This is a genomic window from Paenibacillus luteus (genome assembly GCF_006542765.1).
Classification (GTDB): domain Bacteria; phylum Bacillota; class Bacilli; order Paenibacillales; family Paenibacillaceae; genus Pristimantibacillus; species Pristimantibacillus luteus.
Genome location: NZ_SKCD01000045.1, coordinates 22441 through 35888, shown reverse-complemented (window position 1 = coordinate 35888; position 13448 = coordinate 22441). Strand labels below are relative to the sequence as shown.

The 13448-nt window shown below is 40.4% G+C and carries 15 protein-coding genes and 1 pseudogene; 12 read left to right on the top strand and 4 right to left on the bottom strand.

The annotated features are described in order from the left end of the window. Positions 1-148: 148 nt before the first annotated feature. From E0496_RS37280 to E0496_RS27640, 12 genes and pseudogenes are all read left to right on the top strand, one after another. Positions 149-643, top strand: a pseudogene (locus E0496_RS37280) (Ig-like domain-containing protein); the annotation flags it as partial. A gap of 414 nt (positions 644-1057) precedes the next feature. After that, complete coding sequence (locus tag E0496_RS37275; RefSeq protein WP_421924789.1) at positions 1058-1576, top strand: CARDB domain-containing protein; 519 nt, start codon at positions 1058-1060, stop codon at positions 1574-1576. Beyond that, a complete protein-coding gene (locus E0496_RS27680; RefSeq protein ID WP_141505098.1) occupies positions 1573-2211 on the top strand; it encodes a class F sortase in 639 nt (212 codons plus the stop codon). The genes E0496_RS37275 and E0496_RS27680 overlap by 4 nt, the downstream gene beginning before the upstream one ends. A gap of 328 nt (positions 2212-2539) precedes the next feature. Further along, positions 2540-3379: an ArdC family protein gene (locus tag E0496_RS27675; protein WP_141505097.1), complete on the top strand. Its 840-nt coding sequence runs from the start codon at positions 2540-2542 to the stop codon at positions 3377-3379. Between the two features lie 298 nt (positions 3380-3677). Continuing rightward, positions 3678-4811: a Fic family protein gene (locus E0496_RS27670; RefSeq protein WP_141505096.1), complete on the top strand. Its 1134-nt coding sequence runs from the start codon at positions 3678-3680 to the stop codon at positions 4809-4811. A gap of 297 nt (positions 4812-5108) precedes the next feature. Next, entirely contained in the window at positions 5109-7169 is a 2061-nt protein-coding gene (locus tag E0496_RS27665) for a zinc-ribbon domain-containing protein (RefSeq protein ID WP_161601607.1), read from the top strand. Positions 7170-7480: 311 nt separating this feature from the next. Next, positions 7481-7897: a hypothetical protein gene (locus tag E0496_RS27660; protein ID WP_141505094.1), complete on the top strand. Its 417-nt coding sequence runs from the start codon at positions 7481-7483 to the stop codon at positions 7895-7897. 19 nt (positions 7898-7916) lie between these two features. After that, positions 7917-8249 carry a hypothetical protein gene (locus E0496_RS27655; RefSeq protein WP_141505093.1) on the top strand — a complete coding sequence of 111 codons (333 nt, stop codon included), beginning with the start codon at positions 7917-7919 and terminating at the stop codon, positions 8247-8249. Between the two features lie 150 nt (positions 8250-8399). Further along, positions 8400-8561: a hypothetical protein gene (locus tag E0496_RS35725; RefSeq protein WP_161601606.1), complete on the top strand. Its 162-nt coding sequence runs from the start codon at positions 8400-8402 to the stop codon at positions 8559-8561. A gap of 33 nt (positions 8562-8594) precedes the next feature. Then, positions 8595-9515 (top strand): tyrosine-type recombinase/integrase, encoded by a 921-nt coding sequence (locus E0496_RS27650; protein ID WP_141505092.1) that lies wholly within the window; start codon positions 8595-8597, stop codon positions 9513-9515. 89 nt (positions 9516-9604) lie between these two features. Then, positions 9605-10498: a hypothetical protein gene (locus E0496_RS36715; protein WP_241675016.1), complete on the top strand. Its 894-nt coding sequence runs from the start codon at positions 9605-9607 to the stop codon at positions 10496-10498. A 53-nt stretch (positions 10499-10551) separates the two neighbouring features. Further along, positions 10552-10938, top strand: coding sequence for a hypothetical protein (locus E0496_RS27640; RefSeq protein ID WP_141505091.1), 387 nt, complete (start codon positions 10552-10554; stop codon positions 10936-10938). A 196-nt stretch (positions 10939-11134) separates the two neighbouring features. Here E0496_RS27640 and E0496_RS27635 read toward each other — a convergent pair whose 3' ends face one another. The 4 genes from E0496_RS27635 to E0496_RS27620 form a co-directional block, all read right to left on the bottom strand. After that, on the bottom strand, positions 11135-11368 hold the full coding sequence (locus E0496_RS27635) for a hypothetical protein (protein WP_141505090.1): 234 nt from the start codon (positions 11366-11368) through the stop codon (positions 11135-11137). A gap of 74 nt (positions 11369-11442) precedes the next feature. Next, a complete protein-coding gene (locus tag E0496_RS27630; protein WP_141505089.1) occupies positions 11443-12171 on the bottom strand; it encodes an NUMOD3 domain-containing DNA-binding protein in 729 nt (242 codons plus the stop codon). Positions 12172-12181: 10 nt separating this feature from the next. After that, positions 12182-12742, bottom strand: a complete 561-nt coding sequence (locus E0496_RS27625; RefSeq protein WP_141505088.1) for a hypothetical protein — start codon at positions 12740-12742, stop codon at positions 12182-12184. A 312-nt stretch (positions 12743-13054) separates the two neighbouring features. Then, a complete protein-coding gene (locus E0496_RS27620) occupies positions 13055-13447 on the bottom strand; it encodes a hypothetical protein (protein WP_141505087.1) in 393 nt (130 codons plus the stop codon). Between the last annotated feature and the right edge of the window lies 1 nt (position 13448).

Sequence of the window (13448 nt, the reverse complement as noted above, 5' to 3'; positions counted from 1 at the left end):
AGCGAACTTCTCTGACGGATCAACACAGGATGTGACGAACGTTGCAGCTTGGGCGCTTGGAGATCCAACGAAGGCCACCATACATGCTTCAGGACTTGCAACAGGAACAGCAGCCGGAAACACAGGCGTGTCGGCCACATGGAATGGGATGACCGGAAACGCCAGCTTGACGGTGACAGCTGCGCCGGTGACGCTCCAAAGCATTACAGTCACACCAGCAACAGCAACAGTCCAAGTAGGCAATACACAGCAGTATACAGCCACAGCGAACTTCTCTGACGGATCAACACAGGATGTGACGAACGTTGCAGCTTGGGCGCTTGGAGATCCAACGAAGGCCACCATACATGCTTCAGGACTTGCAACAGGAACAGCAGCCGGAAACACAGGCGTGTCGGCCACATGGAATGGGATGACCGGAAACGCCAGCTTGACGGTGACAGCTGCGGCGGTGACGCTCCAAAGCATTACAGTCACACCAGCAACAGCAACAGTCCAAGTAGGCAATACACAGCAGTATACAGCCATAGCGAACTTCTCTGACGGATCAACACAGGACGTGACGAACGTTGCAGCTTGGGCGCTTGGAGATCCAACGAAGGCCACCATACATGCTTCAGGACTTGCAACAGGAACAGCAGCCGGGAACACAGGCGTGTCGGCCACATGGAACAGCATGACCGGAAATGCCAACTTGACCGTGATCTATACACCAGGGCCGATACCAGTAACAATTACAAAGTTAGAAGTGCTACCGAAAAATGCAACAATCTTTGTAGGTGAGGTTCAGGAATACACAGCAACAGCATTCTATTCAAATAACTCGCAGAAAGATGTTACACAAACGGCTTCCTGGGCGGTTACGGAAGACTCTATTGCTTCAATTAGTAAAGGTAAGGCAATAGGGGTGTCGGAAGGGAATACAACCGTTACAGCCCATTTTGAAGGGCTTTATGATAGTGCGCAGCTGACGGTCAAGAATAAGCCGGTTGAAGTGAAGACATATCCGGATTTAACGGCACAGCTCGATGCTCCTGAAAAAGTAAATGTCGGGGATATGTTCAATCTTATAATTACCCTGAAGAACATCGGGGATGAAAATGTACTGGACGATTTCACAGCCAATATTTATTTTAAGAAGGTTTCTGATAAGAAAAAAAGCGATGTAACAATTTCAAGTTTAGATTTGACCAGCTGGAAGCTTCTCAGTTCACATACGGTGAATTCCGGATTGAATATCGGAGAAATAACAACCTTCAGTGTCCCGTTACAGCTGCTAGAAAAGGGAACATATGAAATTATGGTTGTTGTCGATGAAGAAAACATTACAGCTGACATAGATCGTTCAAATAACCAAGATCAAAAAATCACAATTGCCGTTAAAGAAGAAGATCCAGTAACACCAGTAACACCAGTAACGCCAATAAAACCTGAAACACCAGGTATACCGAAAACAGGTGACGGATCACTAGAAGGAGTTAATCAAACGAACACCGCAGCTCTGTACCTCATTGTTGCCCTGGCTCTCATTTTAAGTGTATTAGCTAGACGAGTAAGTAGGAAGATTGGACAATGAGGAAGTTATTAATCATTGTAGCTTTCTTGATCGTAATCGCGTCAATTGTCGCTTGTTCGGCGAGTAAACAAACGCTAGATTCTGAATCGATGAAAGAAGTATCCTCAGTTCATCCTAAATTAGTTGGACCAGTCCATTATGGACCGGACCAACGTCCGGGGATCCAAAATTCTCAAGTGCTACTTACAGAGGAGCAAAAGGAAAAAAGGATACCGGTTAAAATAGAGATGCCGTCTTTTGGTATTTCTGCATTAATCCAGCCAGTGGCCCTTGATAACGAAGGGAGGGTTGATACGATTCCAGATGCATCTGTAATTGGATGGTATAAATACGGTTCAGCACCAGGAGCAGAGGGGAACGCAATTCTGGCAGGACATAGAGATTGGAAGCGGAAAAAAGGAAGTTTTCATTCTATTGAACACCTAAGAATTGGGGAGACGGTAGCAATAGAGTATGAAGATGGCAGCTCACAAGAATTTAAAGTTGTTTCAAATGATGTATACCTGTTGGACGAAGTGCCGAATAGTGTCATGCAGTTGGATGGCAATGCAAGAGTTACGCTAATCACTTGTACTGGAAAATATAATAAGGTAAAGGGTGGCTATCAATCCAGAGCGGTGGTCATTCTAGAATAGCGGTTTTTCAAAATCCCAAGCGCTTGCGAATTTGAATAGACACTTGGAAAATCAATTATCTGATATTTGAGTAGACGGTTACGAGGAAGAAGGAAATACTGAAGGGGAAAGGACGGACCTGAATCCGTCCTTTTTCTTTCCCAGACCCGATGTTATAATCGAGTCGGTACATCGTACCATTGTCTTATGCTGATAATCTTTCAGCCTTGTCTTATGAAAAGGATAGATTAATATCCATTGTTTTAAAAAAAACGTTGTGGCCCATTAAAACACCTTACCCCTAATTTGGGTTGGTGTTTTTTTTGCTGGCCAAAAAAGGAGATTCAACATGGAAAAGACGGAAAAGCTACAGGCTGCAATGCAACAATTGGAGGATGGCATACGATCTCTCACAAACTCGGAAAGTTGGACCTCGTACTTGAAGTTTCATTCAACATTTCATCAGTACAGTTTCAATAACCGGGTAATGATTTGGCTACAAATGCCTAATGCTTCCTTGATTGCTGGATTCGGAGCTTGGAAGAAGATCGGTCGTTTTGTAAAAAAAGGAGAAAAGGGATTAGTTATTTTTGCGCCAAACACCATAACCAAAATGGTTGAAGAGAAGCAAGAAAATGGCGAAGTCACTCAAAAGCCTAAACGGATTATTACGGGATATCATCTGATATCGGTATTTGATGTTTCACAAACTGATGGAAAGGCTTTGTCAGCTCCTGATGTGGTAAGAAAGTTGGAGGGTGAAACGGATCTTTATGACCAGCTGCTGTCTAGCTGCCCGTTTCCTGTTGAGGAAAAAGAAAGTTGTGATGGTGCGAACGGCCGGATTTATCGCGATTCTGGCAAGATTGAAATTTTGCAATCAAATTCCGGTATGCAAAAAGCCAAGACGCTTATTCACGAATGGGCTCATGGTATACTTCATATCGGCCCTGGTGCTCTGGAAGTTCAAAGGCATGTTAGGGAATTGGAAGCAGAATCAACCGCTTTTATTGTATGTCACGCGCTTGGTATTGATAGTTCTCATTATTCTTTTGGCTATTTGGCTGGATGGGGTAATGGAGAGAGTGCTATTGAAGACATAAGGAAAGCCGGTGAACGTATACTTTCTGCTTCAAATAAAATTTTAGCTGCAATATTTCCGGATCATGAAATGAAAGAAGCTGTTTAAGGAAAGTACTTGTCTTGTATGAAAAAGTTTGGATACGATCTCCTGAATTGTGATGATCTCCAAACGAGGAAGAATACTTATTGCTTTGATCTCCCTAACGGTGATGATCGGCAAAGTATTCTTCTTTTTTTTTGCCGATCGTTCGGAGAGAATAGCTCCTGCAGCTGGCCACCGATCCTGTGGATCACCCTATGTAGGCCGTCTTCTTTCATTCACACCGGACTTTAATTTTAAAATAAATGTATATAGCGGTAAAATAGCGGCAAATATGATATAATAGATGTATGGAGGCGATGTTATGTTTCAACCGAAATTCTCAAATACCATGAAGATGGTTAATAAGCTGCTAGAGATTCAGAGGTCGAGTGTCGTTATCGATCAGTTACCGTTGCCCGTGGATATGCTGGAGCAATTGCAGAAGGAAGCCAAAGAGACAACGGTATTACTTTCCACCAGAATGGAAGGCAATGACCTGGATGAAGAACAAAAACGTAAAGCTCTTTATCAGAGTAGTAACGTTGATGCAGAGCAGGAAGTATATAACCTAATGAAAGCTATTGAGTTCCTAGAAGATTCAGAACGTAGAAGCCTGCCAATTACGGAAGAATGGATTAAGAAGCTTCATGCGATCATCCGTATTTCTCATGGAAGGCGGCCAAGGCTGAGCGAATACCGCACAGAGCAAAACAGGGTAGGGAATCGAAATCAATCAGGGTTTTACATGCCGCCAGAGTATACGGATGTTCCTGTCTTAATGGAGGACTTTGTTGCATGGCTCAATTCTCCGGAAACGCATGAATTACCAGCACCAATTCGAGCTGGCATCGCCATGTGGCAGTTATTAACCATCCATCCTTATATGGACGGTAATGGACGGACAGCGAGAATGATTGCGACCTACATTTTGCGGAGGGGGAGCTTTGGATTAAAGGGATTATTCGTGCTCGAAAACTTCTATGATCGGAATCTAAACGATTATTACAAGGCGCTTCAAATGGGATTGGCACATAACTACTACTTTGGCCGTCATGATGCGGATTTAACGGTTTGGTTGGAATACTTTTTGAATGGTTTGGCAGAAGTTTACACGCAGGCAGCGCAAATTGTTCAAGAGAAGAATTCTGAGCTGCTACGGGTAGAACCGGAACTAATCAGGCAACTAGATATTCAGCAGCGGCAGTTATTCAGGCAATTGGTATTTAGACAGGATGAAATTACGCCAACGGAAATCATGATGCTACTTAGTATGGGAGATCGGACAGCCAGGGATAAAATAAAACAATGGATCGAGAGCGGATTTTTACAGCCGAAAGACCCGAACGCTCAGCGCATACGAACCGTTATTTTATCGGAATGGTATGAGGATTTAGCTGATCAAATTAGAGAAAATCCCGAACAGTATCGTTACTTGCTATCGAAGGAAGATCTATAGTTAACAATGAGGAGCTGCTCTAAAAGGGCGGCTCTTTTTTGTACGCTGCTATTAGAAAAGAGGAATAAGCGTAAATTGAGCGGACTTAGATTCAATTTTTTTCCCAGTCCCGATGTTATCGAGGAGGAATACTTATTGCTTTGATCTCCCTAACGGTGACGATCAGCAAAGTATTCTTCTTTTTTTACGGGTCTATCAGTACTCTTCATCTCTATTAAAAATAATGAAAGACGTATGAAACTCCATTTTCAAACCCATAATAATCTTAAAAAATGGTAGATATTGAGGGCGATGAATATGGCTGCTCCTGACAAACTGGAATATCAGAAGCATTGGTCCAGGAATAAAGTTAAAAAAGTAAAAAATCAGTTAGAGCAATTTTATATAAAACTATGGGAAGAGTTAAAACGAGGAAAAATCGTCTCCGAGGAGGAATGGTTTCTTTTTTTTCTAGAAGAGAAAGAGCTCACAAAAAAAATTTCAAGAGTCCCTTTAATACCGAAATCAATAGCTTATAAGACACCGCACTTAATCCACGAATGGCATCCAACAATGAACAATGAAAAAAACCCTTGTAATATAAGTAATGGCTCTGGACTGAAAGTTTGGTGGACTTGTCAAAGAGGACACACATATGATCTGATTGTCCGGGACAGAACCCAAAAAAACGGAGCACAAAATTGTCCTTATTGCGCAGGAAAAAGAGTATCTAACGAAAACTCAGTAGGGGCAATGTTTCCTGAATTAATATCAGACTGGCACCCTACGTTAAATGGTGAATTAACTCCATTTGATTTCACTTATGGATCAAATAAAATTGTTTGGTGGAAATGTCCAGAGGGACATGACTATGATTCTAAAGTTGTATCAAGAACAAAGGGGAATGGTTGTAGGTTTTGTTCGGGGAATGATATAAATTTTGAAACGAGCCTGGCTACCACGCATCCTGATATTGCCGCTCAATGGCATCTAAGTTTGAACGGTTCTCTGAAACCAACTGATGTAAGATGCGGTTCAGTTAAAAAGGTGTGGTGGTTTTGTGATAACAATCACACTTATGAAAGATCTATTTACCATCGGTCACAGCGAAACCAAGGCTGTCCATATTGTTCTGGACGCAAATTGCTGCCTAACAACTCTTTAGCAGCTAAAAACACTAAACTTTCCTTAGAGTGGCACCCTATAAAAAATGGAACATTAAGCCCATGGGATGTTCATTCGAATAGCACATTAAAAGTATGGTGGTTGTGTAGGAAAAACCATGAATGGGAAGCCAATATAAACAATCGTAATAACGGAAATGGATGTTACTTTTGCAGCTTTTCAACACAGTCATCATTTCCTGAACAAGCAATTTATTTTTATATTAAACAAATTTATCCTGACGCAGAAAATAAGTACAAACTAAAATATAAAGGAAAAACGCTCGAAGTGGATATATTTATTCCATCCCTTGATTTATGTATTGAATATGATGGATATTACCATAAAAGAGAAGTGGCAATTATAAGGGATAAAAAAAAGAATACGCAGTTGCTTGAGCTTGGGAAAAAAGTGATTAGGGTACGCATGAAGTATCTTCCTGATATTGAACAAAGTGACGTACATGTGCTATATAGGGAAGACGAGAAAAGTAACGAATCTTTGGAACAATGTGTCCAGGAGCTATTTAAATACATTCAATCTGCTTATAAAGATAACGAAGCCTTAAAGTTAAAGCTTCATTTTTTATCTATTAACCTTGAAAGAGATCAGGCAGTTATTTATGAGAAAGTAGCAAACCGGAATGACTCAAAATCATTGAAAATAATGAGTCCAGAGATAACAAAAGATTGGCATCCAAACTTAAACGGAAACTTGCAGCCTGAAGATGTGTCTTATGGATCGGAAATGAAAGTGTGGTGGATGTGTGAGAATGGACACAACTATCGATCTAGAATAAGTAATAGGTTACATGGAAACGGGTGTCCTGAATGTTCTAGTTTAAAGAGAACTGAAGTAACCAAGGAAAATTGTCTGGCTGCTAAATGCCCAAAACTATCCTTGGAATGGCATCCCGTTATGAATCAAAATACGACTCCTTTCGATGTTCGGCCAACTTCTTCATACAAGGCATGGTGGAGATGCAAAAACAACCACGAATTTCAAGCGTCCGTAAAGGGGAGATATTATCATAGTGGAGGATGCAAAAGATGCAGCTATGATCGAAAGGTTGAAAAGAAGCAGCTAAAGTTAGAAACTATAAAAAGACTGCTGGACGCACAAGTTGGAAGAGAAGAAATAGCAAAAATAACGAATATAAAACTTAGTACGTTGTATCAATATCAAAGTGAGCTATTAATACCATATCAAAAATAAAAAGAGAGCAGCGCTGGCTACTCTCTTTCTTCTTTCGCATTAAAAAACCACAAAAATACAAGAGAGGATGCAACCGATAGGCCACACCCTCTTTACTCCTTGCTCTTTCGCCTCTTAACGAGGATATCGTTCACTTTTATGTGTGTCTAGAGTAGAACATTTTCTCGAAATAGTCAATATGATTTGCTTTCCTTCGCTTTCGCTTTTTCTGTAGTAAAAAACTTCTTCATCAATAAACCTTCATTATATAAAATAAATAGTACGCAAGTTAAACTGCTTTTTAAATAAAACACACTAGAGGTGAGCGACTTATGGCCGTATACACACTTTTGGAGCCTGATGATCCGGAATATTTTAATCAATGTGAGTTTGTTAAAACTTATATGCTAGCCAATTTCGGACTAAAACCGAAAGATTGGGGAACTGCTCATTCCGAAGCAATAAGTGTTTATTGGGAATTGCTTGGTATTGTGATAGATCCTGAAGAGGATGCTTTCATTTTTCCTGAAGAATTAAAAGAAGCGATTATTCAAACAAAAATAATTGATGAAGAAAAATATAGAAAAGCTATGGAATTAAATCGTTGCTTTGCAAAAACTGAAGGTATCATAATAAATTCAAATATTGAAGCACTATATAAACGCCAGCTGTATGGTGAAGCAACTGGATCGCAAGTAAGAAATGAAATTTGTAAGTGGTATGGGTTAGATCCTAACCTTATAGATTAAACACGGGGAGTCGGTAAAGATGGAAAGACGCTATACGCCCAGGAGAGGATATAGGGAGAGCGTGATCGATCATATTATGGAACTGAAGCAGCTGGATCGTGCAGCTGCTAGAAGTTTATTAGTAAAATACTATCGACCGCTGTATCGTAATTGGAGACATGAACCGAACGTGGAGGACTTTGCTGAAAAGGTTGTTAAACTGGACGAAACAGTTCAACGTTATTGGGCCGAACAAGTGGATGATGGAATTATGGCCGTCCCAATCCCGCCTGAAGAACGCGCAGAATCTCACACACAAATGAAGGAATTTATTCGTCAATTCAAAGAAAGACAGCAAGAGGATAACGAGTAACCGGCGCACACTTAAAATGTTAAAGAATATGAATTCTTTAACATTTAGATCTTTTTAAATGTTAAAGAATGCGGTATAATATATATGTAAATGTTAAAGAATTCGATCAAAACAAATGTTAAAGAATTCAATTGAGGAGATGAATGGAAGATGACGGATATTAAAATGCTCGGAAAAGAAGATCGCGAAATGAACAAACTTATAATCGGCTTAACTGGAAAAGGCAGACAGGTAAGAACGTATGATGAAGCAGATCGGCTAATGCACAATATAGTTATTGGACAGACAGGGAAAGGTCAGATGACGACTTAAAGTAGACGTATTGTCGCCGCGCTGTAGAGGGGAATGAACAGTTTGGAGAATTTCAGCAAGTGGCTTCAGGAAGAAGGGCGTTCATCTGGAACGATTAAAACATACCTTCAGATCGAAAGCTTTCAAAAGTGGTGGGTAGCGGAAAAGATAGCTGACAGATTCGAACCGGAAGAGGTAACGGTCCTGGATCTTCAAGATTATAAACAATTTCTCGTTCAGCATGCCAGAAATAAACGGGGGGGCCGTTTGGCAGCTGCTACGGTGAACAAGCTCCTTCAGGTAATTCGGACTTACTTCAAATTTCTGATTGAAACTGGTGTTATCAGCTACAATCCAGCTTTGAAAATAAAGAACCAGAAGATACAGAAAAGTCATAACACGGTGCGGTGGCTGGAAGACAAGGAGAAGATCCGGCTGCTTCGTAAAATCAACAATCCGGAAGGTATGAAGAATACATGGCACTATAAGCGCAACAAAGCTATGGTTTACACCTTCCTAATGGGAGGTTTACGAGTAAGTGAACTTGCAGGTCTTATTATACCGGATCTGGGTTTAGCAAAACGGCGATTGACCGTTCACAACGGTAAGGGCGGCAAGGAAAGGGACATTCCGATCAATGATGATCTGTTCCAAGCTCTAAGTGAATGGATGGAGATTAGGAAAGAAAGTCCCGATGAAATTGTTTTTCTTTCACAAAAAAAGGGGAAATTCACCCTTCAGGGCATCGAGCACGTAATTAGCAAATTAGGTGAACAGCTCGGCCTAGAGGATTTTACACCTCACGTTCTGCGCCACACCTTTTGTCATGATCTGATAATTAAAGGCTATGCGCTGCAAGTGGTCGCGGAGCTGGCCGGTCACGAAGATTTGAATACGACTCGCATCTATACAATGCCAGGTGAGAGGGAAACGAAGAAGGCAGTCAATTCCTTATCTATGGGTGATTCCTTTTAAGAAAACGAAGGGAGGGTTTTGAATCATAAAATACGAAGAACCGTTCGAGTAGTGTACAAGTAATTTTAAGAATAGGGAGGATACCAGGAGTGACCATGATTGTTGAGTATCTAGAAAAGCTTAAACAGTTTTTTGAACAACTGAATTCAAGGGGCATGTATGGTAAAGCTGGAGCAACATGGCCCGTTGATATACGACGCTGGGAGGGGAAGATACGTGATACCGAAACGCACTATCAGTATCAATATCCGAAGGAGTACTTTAGAAATCTGAAGATGAGATATAATATTTGGATGCCGACTGACAAAAAGTCAGAACGCGTAGCGATTCTGAAATTCTTACTCGATCAACATCATGCTGGTGAAATTGATATTCACCTATATCACTTCGGCTTATTCTTAATCCACGGTGATTATGTGAGAATGGAAGACTTTGAGGAGTCTGAAATAGGAAAACGGCGTGCGGCTTTTGAAAGGACCTTGCCACGAGTAGAATTTAAAACAAATGATGATTTTTTTGGATCTCTGTGGTCGGATCTCATTGCTTATCGCGATACGGATATTGGAGATTACAAACGCTATCCTTCTTTTTCAGAAATGCGAATTCTTTTTACAGCTGATCATTTTAGCAATTATTCAGGTACGCATTACTTTGATGCTGATTGGGTTGAGCCAATTCCTGGACGTGATGAATGTAAAACATGGGTCGGTGAGAAAGACCCTATGGCCCCACAGCCGAAGAAGAAAGATATGGTTGAAGGCCAGATTATATTAGGGCATGAAGGATCTGATTCTGGTTTGCGTCACTTTGTGCAAGACATCCCCGTTCGTGCCGGCAGCTACATAGAAGTTAAATTTGGTGATGGCTGGATTCCAGGGCGATACGAGTGGAGCTTTGTGAATGGTGAGCCCATTCAAATTCATTCGGGTAGATCCAATGGAATTAATATTCGAGAAGGACATTTAGTTCGGGTAAAGGGATAAGAACGGGTTAAATAAATGTAAGATTGACGATATCGTGTAGGCGGGTGAAAAACGTGCGTGAGCAGCTGCAAGCCTTAGAGGGGAAACGATCTATATTCACCGGAGAGTTTGAAAAGGTATCCGGAAAAAAGGAGCATTCCGGGTCAGGTCCTGCGGTTCTTCTATGTAATATAAAAGACCAGAGCGGCCAGCTGCTTGCCGATCACCTTTGGATTGAATATAGCCAAGAGTTTGAAGCCATGAAGCTGAAGAGAGGGGAACAAATCGTTTTCCGGGCAAGGGTTGGCCAGTATCAAAAAGGTAAGACTGGCCAAATAGTCGATTACAAGCTCTATTATCCTTCTAACATACAACGTTATGGTTGGCATTTGTTCAAAGGTAAGCGGAGAAAAAGAGGATTATTAAAAAGAGAAGTGCATCCTATTGTCATTGAAGATTAGAATGATTTAAACTAACGATCGATAATAAAATCAATAAAAACATTCGTCTTTTTTTAAGTGTTTTCTCCTGCAGCTGACTCAAATTTGTGCTGGCCAGTGAACTTCATAACAAAAAAACCGAACGATCTCGGTTAAATTTGTCCACTGAAAAAAGCCACGATCAGAAAAATCGTGACTAGGTTGAAACTTTTAAAAATTAATCTCCCCAATCGGGATTTTCCCCCGCCAACAAATTTCCCTCTTGATCGTAAAAAGCAAACCATTGTTTACTATAATAAACCGTTTCTCCTTTTTCAACCCGTGCTACTACTTTATCAAATTGCGTTCTTTCTGCACCATTTCCCTTATAAAAATTAAATAAATCACCTCTAGTATTCGGACATTGCATTAGCTCTTTAATGTCCATTTGCTTAGGAGTACCTATAATCATATAACTCACATCCTTGTCGAATTTATGTAGGAATTGCTTTTTCAGTATATTCCATTCTAAACAAAGCTTAAATATTATATATGCTTCCATGAGCGTCTACTTAAGATAGCAGTAATCGTAGATTTTGCTACTTTATACTTTTCAGCTAAAGACCTATGAGTATGGTTCCCTTGTAAATATAGCTCACGAATTTCAAGCACAAGTTCTTCAGTTAAAATTGCGAAGACTGAATTGTCACCACTTATTTTTAGAATAGTTTCTTCAGAAAATGGACCTCTTGGTCCGTATTCTTTTAATTTCATAGCGGCACTTCGCTTCATTCTTGTTTCTAATGATTGAGTTTTACCTATTTTAGTTAAAGCCATTTTTCTAACGGCTTCTTCACTCATTTTCTTTCCAGTATTAAGTTCACGTAATTTTTCTTTGGTTTCTTCTGTGTGTGTACGTCCTAGACTTGTTAATCGTATTTTTTCTTTATGTGCCAAAGATAGTTTTTTCCCTTTATGACTTTCACTTATCTTTTGGCGAGTCTCTTTTGAGAGTGGAACACCTTTTTTTAATGCAGATACCCGAGCTATAACTTCTGGTGTCATAGCTTCTCGAATATTTTTCTTGCGCTCCTCTGTAAGTGGTCTTCCCTTCAGCGTTTTGCTTATTTTTTCTCTTGTTTCTTCAGTACGTTTACCACGCTTTTTTCCTTTTTTTGCTTGTCGCAGCTTTTCAATGTGTTCAGGAGTTAGTTTTCGACCTTTTAATGCTTCGCTAATCTTTTGGCTATGTTCTGCTGTTCTTATTTTTGTCATTATTGACCTCTTAGTTGAGACTTTGACGATATCGCATTCTTAATTTTTTTTGTTCTGAATCAAAACGAATTATGCTACATTGTACGCGATCCCCAATTGATAGCTCTACCGGTGTGTTTGGTGTAGCAATCATTCCTACGAGTCCAGGAGTGACCTCCGCATAAATTTGCTGGCCAACAATATTTACAACATGTACCGGTACTACGTCACCGGCGCTGTATTGGTTTTGTTTCCAAGGGTTGGGGAGCATTGCGGTTCTCGATACGATCACGCTGCCGCTCGATTTATCTAGTTTAACGATCTTGACAGTGAGCAGCTGCCCAATATGAAATTCGGATCTTAGAGATCGACGTATTTTACTTAATGTGGCTTCTTGACGTGGCATCTCCGCTATTAAACCGCCGCCAATATCTAAATACACCGTATTATCGCCTAATCCCTTTATAACTGCTTCTAGCTCTTGTAATGGTCTAATTTGTTCTAGTACTTCTTTGCTTAATATATCGACTGCTTTTTTTCGATCACATACCGCATAAGAATCCCCGTCTTTTTGATGTATAGAGTCAATCAAAATATATATTTTTTGGCCTACATATTGTTTTAGCTGGTTTTCATGTTCTAATCCAGAATTGATGAAGGGGATATATCCAGGTATGCCTTCAAGATCAATTTTCCATGCCGTAGATGCTTCGTATATCTGGACTTGGACAATTGGGGCTTCAATAATCGATTCATTCTTATAAGCGCGATAGATTCGATCTAGAGCTGTACTACGAGACTTTACTTCTGCGCCCTCGGGCCGGAAAAAATTGCGGTTGATTTCTATGATAATTCCCTCCTGTTGAAAAGGAGCCGACAGGAAGATCCTGACCGGCTCCTTGTATTAGTGTTGTGCTTGAATCGGATTTCTTTTGAAATAAATAAACATGCCTATCCTTGTTGCAAGTAGTCCAATGACTCCCACCACTGCGCAGATCGCTATGACAGTTTTGCTAGTGGATGAAATTCCAAGTTCCATAAATGCAAGAGTGTAATTAAAACCGAAGTACATAATGATGGCCATAATAAAGGCAGGCTTTAGAATTGGAGCATCTTTAAGTTTGCCATACAACAAACCGCCCCACAGTGCCGCCCAGAAAATGTCCCAGAAAGGAAAAAAGCTGGCTGGATTGTTTTCATGAGTGATGATAGTTTCTATGATGATTGTTCCGTACAGCAAGCCCTTCAGATAAAGAGTAAATGTATAATAGGCAATAAAGCAAGTAAGAATTCTCATA

Bases quoted from the DNA above. Each gene is read 5' to 3' on its own strand.
- E0496_RS27620 (WP_141505087.1), bottom strand. From the start codon at position 13,447: ATGAGAATTCTTACTTGCTTTATTGCCTATTATACATTTACTCTTTAT.
- E0496_RS27630 (WP_141505089.1), bottom strand. From the start codon at position 12,171: ATGACAAAAATAAGAACAGCAGAACATAGCCAAAAGATTAGCGAAGCA.
- E0496_RS27635 (WP_141505090.1), bottom strand. From the start codon at position 11,368: ATGATTATAGGTACTCCTAAGCAAATGGACATTAAAGAGCTAATGCAA.
- E0496_RS27660 (WP_141505094.1), top strand. From the start codon at position 7,481: ATGGCCGTATACACACTTTTGGAGCCTGATGATCCGGAATATTTTAAT.
- E0496_RS27665 (WP_161601607.1), top strand. From the start codon at position 5,109: ATGGCTGCTCCTGACAAACTGGAATATCAGAAGCATTGGTCCAGGAAT.
- E0496_RS27670 (WP_141505096.1), top strand. From the start codon at position 3,678: ATGTTTCAACCGAAATTCTCAAATACCATGAAGATGGTTAATAAGCTG.
- E0496_RS27650 (WP_141505092.1), top strand. From the start codon at position 8,595: ATGAACAGTTTGGAGAATTTCAGCAAGTGGCTTCAGGAAGAAGGGCGT.
- E0496_RS27680 (WP_141505098.1), top strand. From the start codon at position 1,573: ATGAGGAAGTTATTAATCATTGTAGCTTTCTTGATCGTAATCGCGTCA.
- E0496_RS37275 (WP_421924789.1), top strand. From the start codon at position 1,058: ATGTTCAATCTTATAATTACCCTGAAGAACATCGGGGATGAAAATGTA.
- E0496_RS27675 (WP_141505097.1), top strand. From the start codon at position 2,540: ATGGAAAAGACGGAAAAGCTACAGGCTGCAATGCAACAATTGGAGGAT.
- E0496_RS27655 (WP_141505093.1), top strand. From the start codon at position 7,917: ATGGAAAGACGCTATACGCCCAGGAGAGGATATAGGGAGAGCGTGATC.
- E0496_RS35725 (WP_161601606.1), top strand. From the start codon at position 8,400: ATGACGGATATTAAAATGCTCGGAAAAGAAGATCGCGAAATGAACAAA.